The 14,154-nt window shown below is 48.8% G+C and carries 15 protein-coding genes and 1 pseudogene; 10 read left to right on the top strand and 6 right to left on the bottom strand.

Annotated elements, in window-relative coordinates; all coding sequences use genetic code 11:
• Positions 1–137 precede the first annotated feature (137 nt).
• Both nosZ and ACYVFD_RS11455 read right to left on the bottom strand, forming a co-directional pair.
• Positions 138–2,129 carry a Sec-dependent nitrous-oxide reductase gene (gene nosZ, locus ACYVFD_RS11460; protein ID WP_461090166.1) on the bottom strand — a complete coding sequence of 664 codons (1,992 nt, stop codon included), beginning with the start codon at positions 2,127–2,129 and terminating at the stop codon, positions 138–140.
• A 37-nt stretch (positions 2,130–2,166) separates the two neighbouring features.
• Complete coding sequence (locus ACYVFD_RS11455) at positions 2,167–2,631, bottom strand: c-type cytochrome (RefSeq protein WP_461090164.1); 465 nt, start codon at positions 2,629–2,631, stop codon at positions 2,167–2,169.
• A gap of 212 nt (positions 2,632–2,843) precedes the next feature.
• On the opposite strand from ACYVFD_RS11455, the gene ric reads away from it, so the two are divergent.
• From ric to ACYVFD_RS11440, 3 genes are all read left to right on the top strand, one after another.
• On the top strand, positions 2,844–3,578 hold the full coding sequence (gene ric, locus ACYVFD_RS11450) for an iron-sulfur cluster repair di-iron protein (protein ID WP_461090163.1): 735 nt from the start codon (positions 2,844–2,846) through the stop codon (positions 3,576–3,578).
• 176 nt (positions 3,579–3,754) lie between these two features.
• Positions 3,755–4,198: an RrF2 family transcriptional regulator gene (locus ACYVFD_RS11445; RefSeq protein ID WP_461090161.1), complete on the top strand. Its 444-nt coding sequence runs from the start codon at positions 3,755–3,757 to the stop codon at positions 4,196–4,198.
• A gap of 32 nt (positions 4,199–4,230) precedes the next feature.
• Positions 4,231–5,274 (top strand): hypothetical protein, encoded by a 1,044-nt coding sequence (locus tag ACYVFD_RS11440; protein ID WP_461090160.1) that lies wholly within the window; start codon positions 4,231–4,233, stop codon positions 5,272–5,274.
• 75 nt (positions 5,275–5,349) lie between these two features.
• On the opposite strand, the gene ACYVFD_RS11435 is transcribed toward ACYVFD_RS11440, so the two are convergent.
• The 3 genes from ACYVFD_RS11435 to ACYVFD_RS11425 are packed head-to-tail and all read right to left on the bottom strand — an operon-like array spanning position 5,350 to position 6,064.
• Positions 5,350–5,562: a hypothetical protein gene (locus ACYVFD_RS11435; RefSeq protein ID WP_461090159.1), complete on the bottom strand. Its 213-nt coding sequence runs from the start codon at positions 5,560–5,562 to the stop codon at positions 5,350–5,352.
• 49 nt (positions 5,563–5,611) lie between these two features.
• Entirely contained in the window at positions 5,612–5,794 is a 183-nt protein-coding gene (locus ACYVFD_RS11430; RefSeq protein WP_461090158.1) for a hypothetical protein, read from the bottom strand.
• Positions 5,795–5,803: 9 nt separating this feature from the next.
• Positions 5,804–6,064, bottom strand: coding sequence for a hypothetical protein (locus ACYVFD_RS11425; protein WP_461090156.1), 261 nt, complete (start codon positions 6,062–6,064; stop codon positions 5,804–5,806).
• Positions 6,065–6,686: 622 nt separating this feature from the next.
• On the opposite strand from ACYVFD_RS11425, the gene ACYVFD_RS11420 reads away from it, so the two are divergent.
• From ACYVFD_RS11420 to ACYVFD_RS11390, 7 genes are all read left to right on the top strand, one after another.
• Complete coding sequence (locus tag ACYVFD_RS11420) at positions 6,687–8,984, top strand: nitric-oxide reductase large subunit (protein ID WP_461090155.1); 2,298 nt, start codon at positions 6,687–6,689, stop codon at positions 8,982–8,984.
• A gap of 150 nt (positions 8,985–9,134) precedes the next feature.
• On the top strand, positions 9,135–10,004 hold the full coding sequence (locus ACYVFD_RS11415; protein WP_461090154.1) for a universal stress protein: 870 nt from the start codon (positions 9,135–9,137) through the stop codon (positions 10,002–10,004).
• A 91-nt stretch (positions 10,005–10,095) separates the two neighbouring features.
• Positions 10,096–10,737, top strand: coding sequence for a Crp/Fnr family transcriptional regulator (locus tag ACYVFD_RS11410; RefSeq protein WP_461090153.1), 642 nt, complete (start codon positions 10,096–10,098; stop codon positions 10,735–10,737).
• 69 nt (positions 10,738–10,806) lie between these two features.
• Positions 10,807–11,610, top strand: a complete 804-nt coding sequence (locus ACYVFD_RS11405) for a sulfite exporter TauE/SafE family protein (RefSeq protein ID WP_461090152.1) — start codon at positions 10,807–10,809, stop codon at positions 11,608–11,610.
• Positions 11,611–11,649: 39 nt separating this feature from the next.
• Positions 11,650–13,068, top strand: a complete 1,419-nt coding sequence (locus ACYVFD_RS11400) for an MBL fold metallo-hydrolase (protein ID WP_461090151.1) — start codon at positions 11,650–11,652, stop codon at positions 13,066–13,068.
• Positions 13,069–13,267: 199 nt separating this feature from the next.
• Positions 13,268–13,693, top strand: coding sequence for a DUF983 domain-containing protein (locus ACYVFD_RS11395; RefSeq protein ID WP_461090150.1), 426 nt, complete (start codon positions 13,268–13,270; stop codon positions 13,691–13,693).
• Between the two features lie 116 nt (positions 13,694–13,809).
• Positions 13,810–14,025 carry a YgaP family membrane protein gene (locus ACYVFD_RS11390; RefSeq protein WP_461090149.1) on the top strand — a complete coding sequence of 72 codons (216 nt, stop codon included), beginning with the start codon at positions 13,810–13,812 and terminating at the stop codon, positions 14,023–14,025.
• Between the two features lie 14 nt (positions 14,026–14,039).
• Here the strand turns inward: ACYVFD_RS11390 and ACYVFD_RS11385 are convergent.
• Positions 14,040–14,154 (bottom strand): annotated as a pseudogene (locus tag ACYVFD_RS11385) (IS701 family transposase); the annotation flags it as partial.

Raw genomic sequence — 14,154 nt, 5'->3', positions numbered from 1 at the left:
CTTGAGTTTGAAGAGCGAAAGAGCGAAAGAGTGAAAGAGTGAAAGAGCGAATCAGCGCTTGAAAATCAGAATTTTATATAGTAGGACAACAAATCACTCTCTCACTCTTTCGCTCTTTCACTCTTTCATCTGTTAGGTTATTTCCTGGCTACCGTCTTGTCATCCGGTGCAGGGGTTTTGCCGGTGCTGAAGCTGATTGGCAACTGACTATTGGCTGGTGAAACCCGCACGTATCCCTGCATTTCCTGGTGCAGCGCCGAGCAGAAATCTGTGCAATAGATGGGCACAACGCCAATCCGATCGGGTATCCACTTTAAGGTCTGGGTTTCGCCGGGCATAATCAGAATCTCGGCGTTATTGCTGGCTTTTACGGCAAACCCGTGAGGAACGTCCCAGTCCTGCTCCAGGTTGGTGACGTGGAAGTACACCTCATCGCCCAGTCGTATCCCTTCGATGTTGTCGGGCGTAAAGTGCGAACGTATGGCTGTCAGGTAAACGTGGACCTTTTTGCCGTCGCGCACTACTTTGGCTTCTTTCTCGCCTTTGGCAACATATGGGTGAGCGTTTTCCTCGATTTTGAAGATTTTCTTCGAGTTTTTCTCAATCAAACTGGCGGGGATGGCCTCGGCATAGTGAGGTTCGCCAACGGTGGGGAAGTCGAGCAGCAGTTTCATTTTATCGCCCGAGATGTCGTATAGCTGAGCCGATTGCGCCAGTTCGGGGCCGGTTGGCAGGTAACGATCTTTCGTGATTTTATTATAGGCGATCACGTACTTGCCGTGTGGCTTGCTGGTTGGTCCGCCCGGAATGCTGAGGTGACCGACGGAATAATAGGTAGGAACCCGGTCGAGCACTTTCAGGTCTTTGATGTTCCATTTCACCAGTTCCGACGAGACAAAGAACGAAGTAATGGCATTGCCTTGGCCGTCGAATTCGGTGTGTAATGGCCCCAGACCCGGTTTCTGCACTTCACCGTAGAGAACGCTTTCGTATTTCAAGACCGGAATACCGTCGAAATCACCATCGAAACTTTTATCGGCAATGGCTTTCTGAATTTTATCATAGGAAAAGACCGGAATAACAGCCGCCAGTTTACCCGAGCCGACAATAAATTCGCCCGTAGGGTCGACGTCGCAGCCGTGGGGCGATTTGGGGCAAGGCATAAAATATACCAGACCGGGGCAATCTTTCGGATCGAGCGTTACCACCTCGTTGATAATCGTTGAGGTTGCCGAATGATTCTTTTCGTTATACACATTATGCGCGTATTTAGCCGGTACGGTTTGGCCTTTCCCCGCTTTCAGGTATTCTTCAGCCTTTTTCCAGTTGACGGCCAGAATAAAATCTTTGTCTTTCTGCGAAGCGTTTACTTCCAGCAGCGTATTGGCCTGTTCGGTATTGTAGCAGGAGAAAAAGAACCAGCCATGCGACTTCCCTTTTCCGGCGCGGGCCAGGTCGAAGCTGATACCCGGCATTTTCAACTGAAACTTAATGCCCATATGGCCCGTCTTCGGGTCGACGCTGATAAAGCTGATGTAGCCTTTAAAATTTTTCTTGAACGAGCTAATCGGTACATCGCCCTGATTATCGACCGGAACGGAGAACCGCGTACCGGCTACCACATATTCGGTATTTTCAGTAATGAACGGCGAGGAGTGATTTCCGCCCGAGTTAGGCAATTCCAGGATTTCGTCGGTTCGGAAGGTCGATAGGTTAATACGGGCCACTCGGGGGGTATTGTTGGCATTACCGAACGCCCAACGGCCATCGTGTTCGCCTTTCGTCTGCGATAGCGAAATGTGGTGCAGGTCATCCCAGGGAATGAATCCGTGAGACGTATTCAGCATAGGTTTGGTTTCTTCGCTGTACCCCCAGCCATTTTCCGGAAAGGTAGAGAACACGGGCACAATCCGAAACAATCGCCCTGACGGTATCCCATATACGGACATCTGCCCGTTGAAGCCGCCGGATACGATATTATAAAATTCGTCGTGTTTGCCGGGGGCTACATATACTTTCTGGGCGGCATCACCCGAAACAGCCGAACCGGCATCTTTAGGCTTGCAACTGGTCAGATTCAGGCCCAGTGCCGCAACAGCCACAGAGGTTGAGAATAGTTTGGTAATCATACAAGTTAATGAATTGATGGTAGAAAGGTTCTCCATGTTATTTTACGCCATCGTTTGAGCGCATAAACTCCAGTACCGAACGGGCATCGGGTTCGGTCAAATTCTGGTTCGGCATACGGACCAGGCATTGTTCCAGCAACTTCTGGGCTTCGGGGTCTTTGTCGAGCATCATGTCTACGTTCAGAATCATGTTCAGAATCCACTCCGGTTTCCGTCGTTCTGTGACCCCTTTCCAGCCCGGTCCAACCAACTTGGTATTATCCAGTTTATGGCAGGAGCCGCATTTTAGGTCGTATATTCCTTTGCCTTTTGTGATCATAGCCGCATCGAGGGGGGTAGAAAGTGCTACCTCTTTCACCTCTGTGCCATGCACTTCCGTTTGCGCAATGGCTTCTCCCGGATCGGTAGGAGGGGCATCAGCCCGCTGTTTGGCTCCGTCGGTGGAGCAGCCGTACCCGGCGACAGCTACTGTTAGCAGAATCGCCATAACCTTTGTTTTCATGATTGTTTCCTTATTAAGGTTCGTCCTGATTAAATAAAAGATATAAGCATCCTTTATTTTTGAGCAAAGGAAACAGGATAAAATCGGTGGAAATATGACTAACATCAGCAGTCGACCTTATTAATGTCAAGTTTCAGAAAAAAAGACCCGAATATCTTTATCCCCGAATTGAGCACATCGTATTGTGCCAGAACCAAACTTGTTACTGTGCTATGAAGGCAACACTCGATAAGAATACGAATGCAATTACAGTGGGAGAGATCGTGGCCGACGATATCCGGGCGGCCGAAGTGTTTAAGCGGCTTGGCATCGATTTCTGCTGTAATGGAAAACAAACGCTGGCGGCCGCCTGCCAGAAAGCCGAAGTGTCCGTTGAGACCGTACTGGAAAAGCTAAATGAATTAGGGCAGGAGTCTAGCGCCAACCCGTTACACTATACGTACTGGAATCCTGATTTTCTAGCGGATTACATTGTCAATGTTCACCACGAGTATTTGTACAATAACCTCCCATTTATTGAAGAACTGGTCTGGAAGGTATCGACTAAGCATGGCCAACGGAATCCGACGCTTCTGGTGGTTCGGCAGCTATTCGACGAGTTAAAAGCTGAACTGCTGGCGCACCTGCAAAAAGAGGAACGGGCGTTGTTTCCATATATCAAACACCTTTGGGCTACTACCAACGAACCCCAGGAAAATACGAATCAGTCGATGTCGATTAAAAAACCGGTCGAGTGTATGGAGCATGAGCATGACGATGCGGGTAGACTGCTGTTTCAGCTTCGGGAATTTACCAATGACTATACACCCCCGGCGGATGCCTGCAACTCGCATCGTCTGATGCTGTCGAAACTGGCCGAACTGGAAGCCGATCTGATGCATCATATCCATCTGGAAAACAACATCCTGTTTCCGAAAGCGTTGGCGCTGGAAGGAAGATTTAATTGAACCGCGAGGAGGCTAAGGCGAAACGAACAGGTATTAATCTATAGTTTTTTTGTCCATCCGGGGAACGAAGAGTATCAACTCCGTTTTAAGAAAAGTTTGGTGCCCCTCCTGCCTCGGAAGGACAAAAATACTCAGTTAAACTTTACACCTTTGCGGTTTTACAGAAATGACAAGCTATGATTTCGAAAACAAGCGGTTATGCCATTCGGGGGCTGGTTTATCTGGCATCGAAAAGCTCAGAAACTCACAAGGTTGGCATTCATGAACTGGCCGACGAACTGGCCGTGCCGCAACCGTTTCTGGGTAAGATCATGCAGGGGCTGGTCAGGCGGGGCATTATTAACTCTACCAAAGGACCAAGTGGTGGCTTTTTTGTCAATGACCATACGCTAACGACACCCCTCATTGATGTGATCGACGCCATTGATGGACTGGGTATGTTTCGACGCTGTTTTCTGGGCCTTCCCGAATGCGATGGCACTAATCCCTGTCCACTGCATAATCGGGTAGTTGGCTTTCGGGATTCGCTGCGGCACACGCTGGAAACCCTTACCGTTCAGGAAATGGTGGCCGATGTCGAAGAAGGATTGTCGGTGCTGCACCGTTTTTCAAAAACGTAGAGCAGATGATGCTTCCGTATAAATTCGTGGGTATGAAACCAGTCATTCAGCCGCTTCAGCAAACGTTACCATCCGTTTTTGGGACGTCTCACTGGCGGGTTGCGCTCGGCTGGTGGGTGATTGCCGGCCTGCTCGGAGTAGGGTTGCGGTATATGCTGGCCTGGCCGACAGCCGAGTTGAACTATGCCTATTGGCTTCATGCCCATTCGCACGTTGTGTTACTGGGTTGGACGTTCAACGCGCTGTTTCTGGCCGTGGTAGCCAGCTTTGTGCCCCAGCCTCAGCAAAGCCGGTATAAATGGAGCTGGCTGGGTTTCCAGCTTTCCCTGCTGGGTATGCTGGTTTTTTTTCCCATACAGGGCTATGCCGCCGGATCGATTGTATTTTCTACGCTGCACGTATTCATATCCTATTATGTTGCCTGGCGATTATGGACTGATCTACGGGAAGGCAACCGGCTATCCATCAGTCTGTTGCGATGGGGGCTTTTGTTTCTGGTATTGTCAACGGCTGGGCCCTATGCGCTGGGGATACTAAAAGCCCGACACATGCAGGAAACGATCTGGTATAATCTGGCCATCTATTACTATCTGCACTTTCTGTATAACGGCTGGTTTGTGTTCGGTTGTCTGGCTTTGCTTTTCCGTTGGCTGGAAGATCGGGGACTAACACCCTCAACGTCAGCCGGAAGGCGATTTCTGGCGGCTATGGTGGTATCAGCAGCAGGAACGGTTACGCTTTCGGCCTTATGGACGCAACCGGCCGGTTGGGTTTGGCTGGTGGGTGGTGCCGCTGCTGTTGGGCAACTCATTGCTGGTGGCTGGCTCATTCACTGGCTTTGGCAACATCGGGACAAGCTTCGCCGGGAGTTGAGTGCCTCGGCTTATCTCGTTGCCCGGCTGGCGTTTGCCTGTTTTGGCATTAAACTTCTGCTTCAGGCATTGTCTGCTATGCCCTGGGCTGCCGAGTGGACATATGGGCAACGCCATCTGGTCATTGCTTACCTGCACCTGGTGTTTATTGGGTTTATCAGCTTCTTTTTACTAGCCTGGGCAGTCCAGCACCAGCTACTGTGATTTTCCCGGCTAGCCTTCCTATTAATCGTCTTCTTTTTTGCCCTTACCGAATCCGTTCTGGTCATCGAATCGGTGCTACAGCGGATAGGCTCTTTTCTGCCTGATTTTGGCCCGATCCTGTTCTGGGGCTCCGTAGGATTGTGGGGCGCGGTAGTGTGGCTGTGGGTTCAGAACCAGCCAGGGCTCAATCCAGCCAATGTCAATTATAGGAATAGGTGATGGTTGAGTACACAAGTTGACTGAATATGGCTTTTGGCCTTTAGTCACCTGTTTTGTTTCAGGAAGCATTTTCTGTCACCGGATATTAGGCTTATAAAAAAGCTAAATCTGCCTGATATTAGTCATTCTCAATTCCTTCAGTCTGAGCGAGATTTTTTTGATGTTTCTTCCGGCCTTTTGTATTCTTGTCTGATTGCTTTTTCTTGTCCGTAGCAATCCATTGACTAATCAAAGCGAAATCCTCGTTTGACAATTGTCGTCCTGACGTATAGAAATCAATAGTCTTTGGCTCTTTTATCATAGCAGTAAATTACGAGTTTTCTGGAAAATATTGATTGACAAGTTTGTGGGCGGCTTTCGTATCAATCGCCATTACGTTACCGAACAGTACGTGTGCCCCCAATGATTTCTGGTAGTGGTCCTTCAATTTTGTCTTGCTTTCAAAAGAAACGTAACCAGCATAGCCCTTGTCAAAAGAAAGCTTACAAGCGAAGGCAACAAGGTTTCCGGGTACGCCTAAATAAAGCTTTTTAGCACCACGGTTGAATTTGCTACTCTCGATAAGAGCCATAAAAATATGATCACCTCTGTCCTGAATGCTTATTAGTCCCTGAATAATATGTTAATTCCCCTCTATAACAAGTTTGTAAACGGTTTTGTCTGCTTGTTTAGCTTCATATTTCCAATTAAATAGCCAGTCGGTTTTCTTTACCCGTTTTAAGTCATCTGAAGTTAACTCAAGAATCTCTGTTTTAAAACTGTCGCCTGAAATAGCATTTTCAATCTAGCGAGTAAGCTTATCGATTTTAATATCAAATGTGCGCGGGTTTGTCATTTGACAAAATTAGCCTTTTTGCTTTAGGACACTGCCATTAACAAAGTCTAACCAACTGGGGCGTTTGGACTGTCGTAATTAAGCCAAAAATGGAACCCTTGGCTGTTTGGATCGCTCAATCCATGAGGACGTTAAAACACTAAACTACATACTACTGGTAATCAGGTATAAATTGGTCTAGTCGCTTTTCGATAGGGTACTTAACTCATTGGTTTGAAGGTTTTCTGATTAATTCCCCAAATCAACTAACTGATATAAGACAGACGCATGCATGAGGAACCTCATGTCGGAGAGGAGACTTTCGTGTCATTTTTGCGGAAAAAAAGACCTTTTTATCTTTTATATAATTTATACGTATATGAACTATCGACGACTTTGGTGGGGCTTTGCACTGGTCATGATCGGCTCCTTTGCCGTCCTGGGCTATATCGGCTCAGAAATTTACCGGCAGGCGCCCCCCATTCCCGAAAACGTAGTGACACCTGCCGGGCAGGTACTGTTTACCGGGCAGGACATTAAAGATGGTCAAAACGTCTGGCAATCCATTGGTGGTCATGCGGTGGGCTCTATCTGGGGACACGGTGCTTACGTGGCGCCCGACTGGACTGCCGACTGGCTTCACCGCGAAGCGACCTTCATTCTGAACTCCTGGACAAAAGCAACCGCCGACAAATCTTTTGCTGGCGCGAATGCCGAACAACAGGCGGCTTTAACGGTCAGGCTTCAGAAACTGTTGCGCAAAAACACGTACGACGAAGCAGCAAAAACGCTGACCGTTGCGCCCATTCGTGCCGAGGCTATTCAGGCAAATAGCCAATACTATGCGGGCTTGTTCATGAACGAGAAAGCGCTGGAAGCCGAGCGGACGGCGTATGCCATTCCGAAAAACAGCGTGAAAGATCCCGAACGGATGCGGAAGCTGAACGCCTTTTTCTTCTGGGCATCGTGGGCCTGCGTTACCGAGCGTCCGAACGAAGCCGTCAGCTACACCAATAACTGGCCCTCCGAAAAGCTGGTTGGAAATACACCCAGCACCGATCTTACTTTCTGGACCGGGTTCAGTGTGATTATTTTGCTGGCGGGGATTGGACTGCTGGTGTGGTACCATGCATCAACGCCCGAGGAAGAACTTGATCCAAAGTTGTTGCCTGCCAGCGATCCGTTTCGGGGTCTGGTGTCAACACCCTCCATGCGAGCCACCCAAAAATATTTCTGGATTGTTACGGCGTTGATGGTTGTACAGATCGGCCTGGGGGCTGTAACAGCCCACTTTGGGGTAGAAGGCCAGGGGTTCTTTGGCTTCCCGTTGGCCGAGTACCTTCCGTATTCTGTTTCGCGGAGTTGGCACGTTCAATTGGCTATTTTCTGGATTGCAACGTCCTGGCTCGCTACGGGCTTGTATATTGCTCCGGCGGTTTCGGGTGTTGAGCCTAAATTTCAACGGCTGGGTGTCAATTTTCTCTTCATCGCGTTACTGGTTATTGTGGTAGGTTCGCTGGCCGGTCAGTGGTTTGGCGTTATGCAGAAGTTGGGGCTGGTCGAAAACTTCTGGCTGGGGCATCAGGGCTACGAGTATGTAGATATTGGCCGTTTCTGGCAAATATTTCTGCTGGTGGGACTGATCCTGTGGTTGTTCCTGATGGGACGAGCCATCTACCCCGCCCTCAAACGCGACGCTTCGGGTCGACCCGCTCAAAGCCGACAATTGCTGATCCTGTTTCTGATTTCATCCATTGCCATTGCGGCTTTTTACGGGGCTGGCTTAATGTGGGGACGGCAAACCAATCTGGCCATAGCTGAGTACTGGCGGTGGTGGGTGGTTCATCTTTGGGTTGAAGGTTTCTTTGAAGTATTTGCTACGGTGGTCATTGCCTTCCTGTTTGTGCGGCTGGGACTGCTTCGGATTCAGCACGCAACCGGGCAGGTACTGTTTTCGACCATCATATTCCTGTTTGGCGGTATCATCGGTACCTGTCACCACCTGTACTTTAGCGGAACGCCAACCTCAGTTATGGCGCTGGGTGCCACCTTTAGTGCGCTGGAAGTAGTACCCCTCGTGCTGTTAGGTTTTGAAGCCTACAACAATCTGAAAATCAGTCGATCAACAACGTGGATTAGTGCCTATAAGTGGCCTATTTACTGCTTTGTGGCGGTGGCCTTCTGGAATCTGGTTGGAGCGGGTGTGTTCGGTTTTCTGATCAACCCACCGATTGCGCTGTACTACATGCAGGGGCTAAACACCACCCCGGTACACGGCCATACGGCGTTGTTTGGCGTGTATGGCATCCTGGGTATTGGCCTGATGCTCTTCTGCCTGCGAACTATGAACACCAGTGTTGTCTGGAAAGAGGGGGCCATCCGGTTTGCATTCTGGGCTATCAATAGTGGGTTAGGGCTGATGGTACTGCTCAGCGTGTTCCCAATCGGGTTGCTGCAAACCTGGGCAAGTATTGAACACGGACTCTGGTATGCCCGGTCGATGGAGTTCATGCAAACCGATCTGATGCAAACGCTACGTTGGCTGCGTGCCATTGGCGATACGGTCTTTGCTGCGGGCATTGTGGCGCTGGCCTGGTTTATTCTGGGCTTACAAACGGGCTGGTCAGTGAATACTGCTCCGAAACCTGTAAAAGAAGTAGAAGAATTAGTGGCTTAATCATAGTTGTCAGGCCGGGCGATTTACCCGGCCTGATTTATTGAAAGCGATGGACGTTGGTGCGCTAAATCAGCCAAATGGGTAACCAGCATCATTGGGTTATCGGAAAGAGCAGGGTTAGTTTGTCTTGATGCAAAATGTTCACGCTTTATGAAAAAGATTCTGCTTCCAACCGATTTTTCAGCCGCATCGAAAAATGCGATTCGGCACGCACTCCGTTACTTTTCCAAAACGCCCGTTGAATTTGTGCTGCTAAATGCCTGCGGAACTACACTGGGCGTATCGCCCGATGGATTGGCGTTGTATGCCGATCTGACCGAGCAGGTTGAGGCCAATTTACGTAAACTAGCCGATGGATTAGCCAGTGGGAGCGGTGATACAAACTGCCAGTTTCGAACCGTTGCGATGGCTGTTGAGCCGGATCTGGCCATTAACATGATGCTCCAGACTGAGCATTTCGATTGGGTAGTAGTTGGCGCAACCGGTAGTGATCGGGCCATTACTTTTGGAAGTCTGGCTACGGCGCTGGTACGATCTAACCGTTGTAATGTGCTGGTAGTACCCGCTACGAGCCAATCAGGACCGCTATTGAATGTGGTGTTTGCGACCGATTATCAACCGCTTGGCATTGCTAATGCAAAGACATTGCATGATCTGGTTGATAGCCACCATGCTCAGCTTACCTTTCTGACTATTTTATCGGAGGATGCCATGAAATCGGCCCCGGATAAAGTTGACCGTGAAGCCTTTCAGGCTCGGTTCGCCGATCTTTATACGCTGGAAGCCATCGAATCGCACATGGGTTTGCAGGTTGGCATCGAGAGTTATGTAGAGTCGAATTATGTCGATCTGCTGGTAACCGTTTCGCACCACCGTTCGTTACTCGACCTGCTGCTTGATCGAAGCACTACCCGTCGATTGGCTTATAAACCCATAGTGCCATTGGCTGTTCTGGCAGATAAAGAAACCGTCAAATCGGGAATTTGGGAAAGGAGCCTGAAAGGTGAGGTGATATTCTGACGGCCGACCGTTTGAGTTTTTATGGCTGTTTGCAACTTGCTTCAGCTGGCTTTGGTTAATGATAGCGGAAATTCCGATCCCGTTTGTCGCTATGAACGTAGCTCTTCCCTACTTGCAGGAAATCTTTAAAGGACAGTTTGAATACGCGTTACTGGACGATCTAACTAAAGTTGGCCAACACAAAATAGTACCGGCTGGTGCATATCTGATCCGGCCTGGCGAATACATCCGTTCGGTTCCGATTATTATTCGGGGTTCGGTCAAAATCATGCGGCCCGACCAGGAGGGTCGCGAAGCACTGCTGTATTATCTGGGTGGGTTGGACGCCTGCGCCATGTCGCTGACCTGCTGTCTGGGTAGTCGACGCAGCGAAATAACAGCCGTTGCCGAAGAAGATACCGAATTGATTGCCATACCTGTCGATAAAGTAGATGAGTGGCTATGCCGCTATTCGACCTGGAAACAGTTTGTTTTTCAAACCTATCAGAAACGGTTCGACAATCTGCTCACTACCATCGACGAAGTTACTTTCCATAAACTGGATGAGCGGCTGCTGGCTTATCTTCAGAAAAAAGTACAGAGTTGCCAATGCCGTGAACTGACCATTACGCACGAGGAAATTGCCAATGAACTGGCTACTTCCCGTGAGGTAATTTCGCGGCTGTTGAAGCAACTCGAAAAGATGAAAAAACTCCGATTGCTGCGAGGTAAGATTGAGATGTTGCCCAATTAATGGCTATGTAACAATTATCACGGAAAAGCCTTTGGCCATGCCGTTGCTTTGCATAAACGTTTAGCAAGCATGACAACCAGTCAACTTATTGGCTTTTCTGCATCCATTTTTATTGGTATGAGTCTCGGACTGATCGGTGGCGGAGGCAGTATTCTGACGCTTCCAGTTCTAGTCTATATGATGGGGATTAACCCTGTTCTGTCGACGGCGTACTCCTTGTTTGTTGTGGGTACTACCTCGCTGGTGGGCTCGGTCAATTACATGCGAAAAGAGCAGGTCAATTATCGGGCCGCCTTTGTTTTTGCTTTTCCTTCCTTTCTGGCTGTTTTTCTGACCCGCAAGTATCTGGTTCCGGCTATCCCCGACCCAGTGTTCACCCTAGGAACCTTTGCCCTTAGCCGGAATGTGGCCATCATGCTGTTTTTTGCGTTGGTTATGCTGGCGGCTTCTATGTCGATGATTCGCGACAAAAAAGGCGAATTGGGCAACGATAGCAGCAAATTACAGTTTAATTTACCACTAATTGCCCTCGAAGGAGCCTTAGTCGGTACGCTGACGGGTATTGTGGGAGCCGGTGGTGGATTTCTGATTATTCCGGCCTTGGTATTACTGGCACGACTACCGATGAAAATGGCAGTTGGTACTTCATTACTAATCATTGCCACCAAATCGCTAATTGGCTTTCTGGGCGATTTATCCAACATGCAGGTCGATTGGCCTTTTCTGCTCGAATTTACGGCTCTTTCGGTCGTGGGCATTTTTGTAGGTTCTTATCTGTCGCGCTATGTAGCCGGTGAGAAACTTAAAAAGGCGTTTGGTTGGTTTGTACTCAGTATGGGGGTTTACATCATTGCCAAAGAGCTTCTTTTTTAAGAGACTCAATCTATCTTCATTCGTTAATCGTTGATGATCATGCATATAGAACAGATTTATACCGGTTGCCTCGCACAAGGAGCGTATTACATTGAAAGTGAAGGCGAAGTAGCCATTATTGATCCACTCCGGGAAGTAAAGCCTTATATCGAACGGGCCGAACGTGAAGGGGCTACCATTAAATACGTGCTGGAAACTCATTTTCACGCTGATTTTGTATCGGGTCACCTCGATTTAGCCAAACAGACCGACGCTACCATTGTCTATGGCCCTAATGCCCAAACGGGCTTTCAAGCTCATATTGCCAAAGATGGGGAAGAGTTGCCGTTGGGCAAGGTGAAAATCCGGGTGTTGCATACGCCAGGGCATACGATGGAATCGACCTGTTATCTGCTGGTTGATGAATACGGCAACGAGAAGGCGTTGTTCAGTGGTGATACGCTGTTTATTGGTGATGTCGGGCGACCCGACCTGGCTCAGAAATCAGACCTGACCATGGACGACCTGGCTGGCTATCTCTTCGACTCGCTTCGTACTAAAATCATGACCCTTCCCGACGACGTGATCGTGTATCCGGCGCACGGTGCCGGATCGGCCTGTGGCAAAAACATGAGCAAGGAAACGACCGACACGCTGGGTAATCAAAAACGGTTCAATTATGCGTTGCGGGCTACTATGACTCGTGATGAATTCATCAAAGAAGTGACTGACGGGCTGCTGGCCCCACCGAAATATTTCCCGCAAAACGTGCTGATGAACAAGCAGGGCTATGAGAGCATCGACGCGGTATTGGATCGGGGTACGCAACCGCTTAGTCCGGAAGCTTTCGAAGCGGCCGCCAACGAAACGGGGGCTGTAGTACTCGATGTTCGCTCGGCGCAGGTATTTGCAAAAGGCTTTATTCCTAACTCGATCAATATCGGTTTAGGTGGGCAGTTTGCTCCCTGGGTGGGTGCGCTAATTCCCGATGTTCGGCAGGAATTGCTGCTGGTATGTGAAACCGGTACTGAACAGGAAGCCCTGACCCGGCTGGCACGAGTGGGATACGATCAGGTGCTGGGGTATCTGGCGGGTGGTTTCGAAAACTGGGCCGCTAGTGGGAAAGAGGTCGATACCATCACCTCAATTTCGGCTGATGAACTGGCCGACCGCCTTGAACAGAGTCCTATTCCGGTTATCGACGTTCGGAAGCCTGGAGAATTCACTGCCGAGCATATCGATGGAGCTAAGAACGTCCCGCTCGATTACATCAGCGAGAACATGGCTGAGTTTCCTAAAAACGAACCGTTCTATATTCATTGTGCGGGTGGCTATCGGTCCATGATGGCGGCTTCCATTCTGAAATCGCGGGGGTACGATAACGTGATCGATGTGGCTGGTGGCTTTGGGGCCATCCAGAAGGCCGGGCGTATCCAAACGACTGACTACGTCTGTCCAAGTACCCTGAAGAAAGACTGATTATCGTTTCTATAACAAGCAATCCTGTGAATCCTGTCGATGAAGTTTTTGACAGGATTCACAGGATTTTCTTACTTACCAGAATCAGCTTCCTGTGTAACAATTATCACAGATTACGGTAAAATGACCGGCTACTTTTGAGATGTAATTGATCGCCAGCCAGTAAATGGCCCGATCAGTACATAAACTCGACAAGGTCATGGTAAAGGGAACCAAACTCTATAGCATTCTTTTCAATAAATGCCCGCGCTGTCAGGAAGGAGACTTTTTTGTGAGCAAAAGTGCCTACAACCTGAAGCAGTTCGACAAAATGCACGAAGAGTGCAATCATTGCCATCTGCGGTATTCTCCCGAACCGGGCTTTTTTACCGGAGCCATGTACGTGAGTTATGCCTACTACGTAGCGTTTATTATTAGCTCGTTTGTGCTCTTTTACGCTATACTGAATATCAATCTGGACTATTACCTGATTGTTCTTCTGCCATCCTTGATCATTCTGACTCCATTCTTCTTCCGGCTTGCCCGACGAACCTGGATCAACTTCTTTGTGAATTACCGGCCAGACATGGCAAAAACAGGGACAAATTCGGTGAAGACAGCTACCGATTCGAAGGTATTGAATTAAGCTAATCGAAGTCCATTCAACCTGATCCTGACAGAGCCGAATATTTAGTTCGTTGTGTGATTTTTATCACTGAAACCAGTTTCCCAATGTATGTACTTAGCCTAAAAAATACGGCTATGAAAAAGAACATGGGTTCTACTGATCGAATTATTCGGATTATTGTTGCCATTATTCTGATTGGTCTTTTTGCAACAAGTACCCTAACCGGCACGTGGGGGATTGTAAGTCTGGTAGTGGCTGGGATGTTTATCGTCACCAGCCTGGTTAGTACCTGTCCTCTCTACCTGCCGTTTGGCATCCGAACCAACCGGGTTCGAAAGCATGCCAATTAATCTAGGACTTTCGCTTATAGGGTAATTGCTGTAATTCTGGGGTTCGCTAATTCTTGACTCAAATAGTCGGAAAACAGCCTGGTACGTACTCGATACATGGTTTCACCCACTTGTCGAGCCTTAACTTTT

The organism is Spirosoma gilvum (assembly GCF_054776815.1).
Note: the sequence above shows the minus strand (reverse complement) of the source record. Positions and strands in the feature narration are given on the sequence as shown.

Bases quoted from the DNA above. Each gene is read 5' to 3' on its own strand.
- nosZ (WP_461090166.1), bottom strand. From the start codon at position 2,129: ATGATTACCAAACTATTCTCAACCTCTGTGGCTGTTGCGGCACTGGGC.
- ACYVFD_RS11455 (WP_461090164.1), bottom strand. From the start codon at position 2,631: ATGAAAACAAAGGTTATGGCGATTCTGCTAACAGTAGCTGTCGCCGGG.
- ric (WP_461090163.1), top strand. From the start codon at position 2,844: ATGAAGGCAACACTCGATAAGAATACGAATGCAATTACAGTGGGAGAG.
- ACYVFD_RS11445 (WP_461090161.1), top strand. From the start codon at position 3,755: ATGATTTCGAAAACAAGCGGTTATGCCATTCGGGGGCTGGTTTATCTG.
- ACYVFD_RS11440 (WP_461090160.1), top strand. From the start codon at position 4,231: ATGAAACCAGTCATTCAGCCGCTTCAGCAAACGTTACCATCCGTTTTT.
- ACYVFD_RS11435 (WP_461090159.1), bottom strand. From the start codon at position 5,562: ATGCTTCCTGAAACAAAACAGGTGACTAAAGGCCAAAAGCCATATTCA.
- ACYVFD_RS11430 (WP_461090158.1), bottom strand. From the start codon at position 5,794: ATGATAAAAGAGCCAAAGACTATTGATTTCTATACGTCAGGACGACAA.
- ACYVFD_RS11425 (WP_461090156.1), bottom strand. From the start codon at position 6,064: ATGGCTCTTATCGAGAGTAGCAAATTCAACCGTGGTGCTAAAAAGCTT.
- ACYVFD_RS11420 (WP_461090155.1), top strand. From the start codon at position 6,687: ATGAACTATCGACGACTTTGGTGGGGCTTTGCACTGGTCATGATCGGC.
- ACYVFD_RS11415 (WP_461090154.1), top strand. From the start codon at position 9,135: ATGAAAAAGATTCTGCTTCCAACCGATTTTTCAGCCGCATCGAAAAAT.
- ACYVFD_RS11410 (WP_461090153.1), top strand. From the start codon at position 10,096: ATGAACGTAGCTCTTCCCTACTTGCAGGAAATCTTTAAAGGACAGTTT.
- ACYVFD_RS11405 (WP_461090152.1), top strand. From the start codon at position 10,807: ATGACAACCAGTCAACTTATTGGCTTTTCTGCATCCATTTTTATTGGT.
- ACYVFD_RS11400 (WP_461090151.1), top strand. From the start codon at position 11,650: ATGCATATAGAACAGATTTATACCGGTTGCCTCGCACAAGGAGCGTAT.
- ACYVFD_RS11395 (WP_461090150.1), top strand. From the start codon at position 13,268: ATGGTAAAGGGAACCAAACTCTATAGCATTCTTTTCAATAAATGCCCG.
- ACYVFD_RS11390 (WP_461090149.1), top strand. From the start codon at position 13,810: ATGAAAAAGAACATGGGTTCTACTGATCGAATTATTCGGATTATTGTT.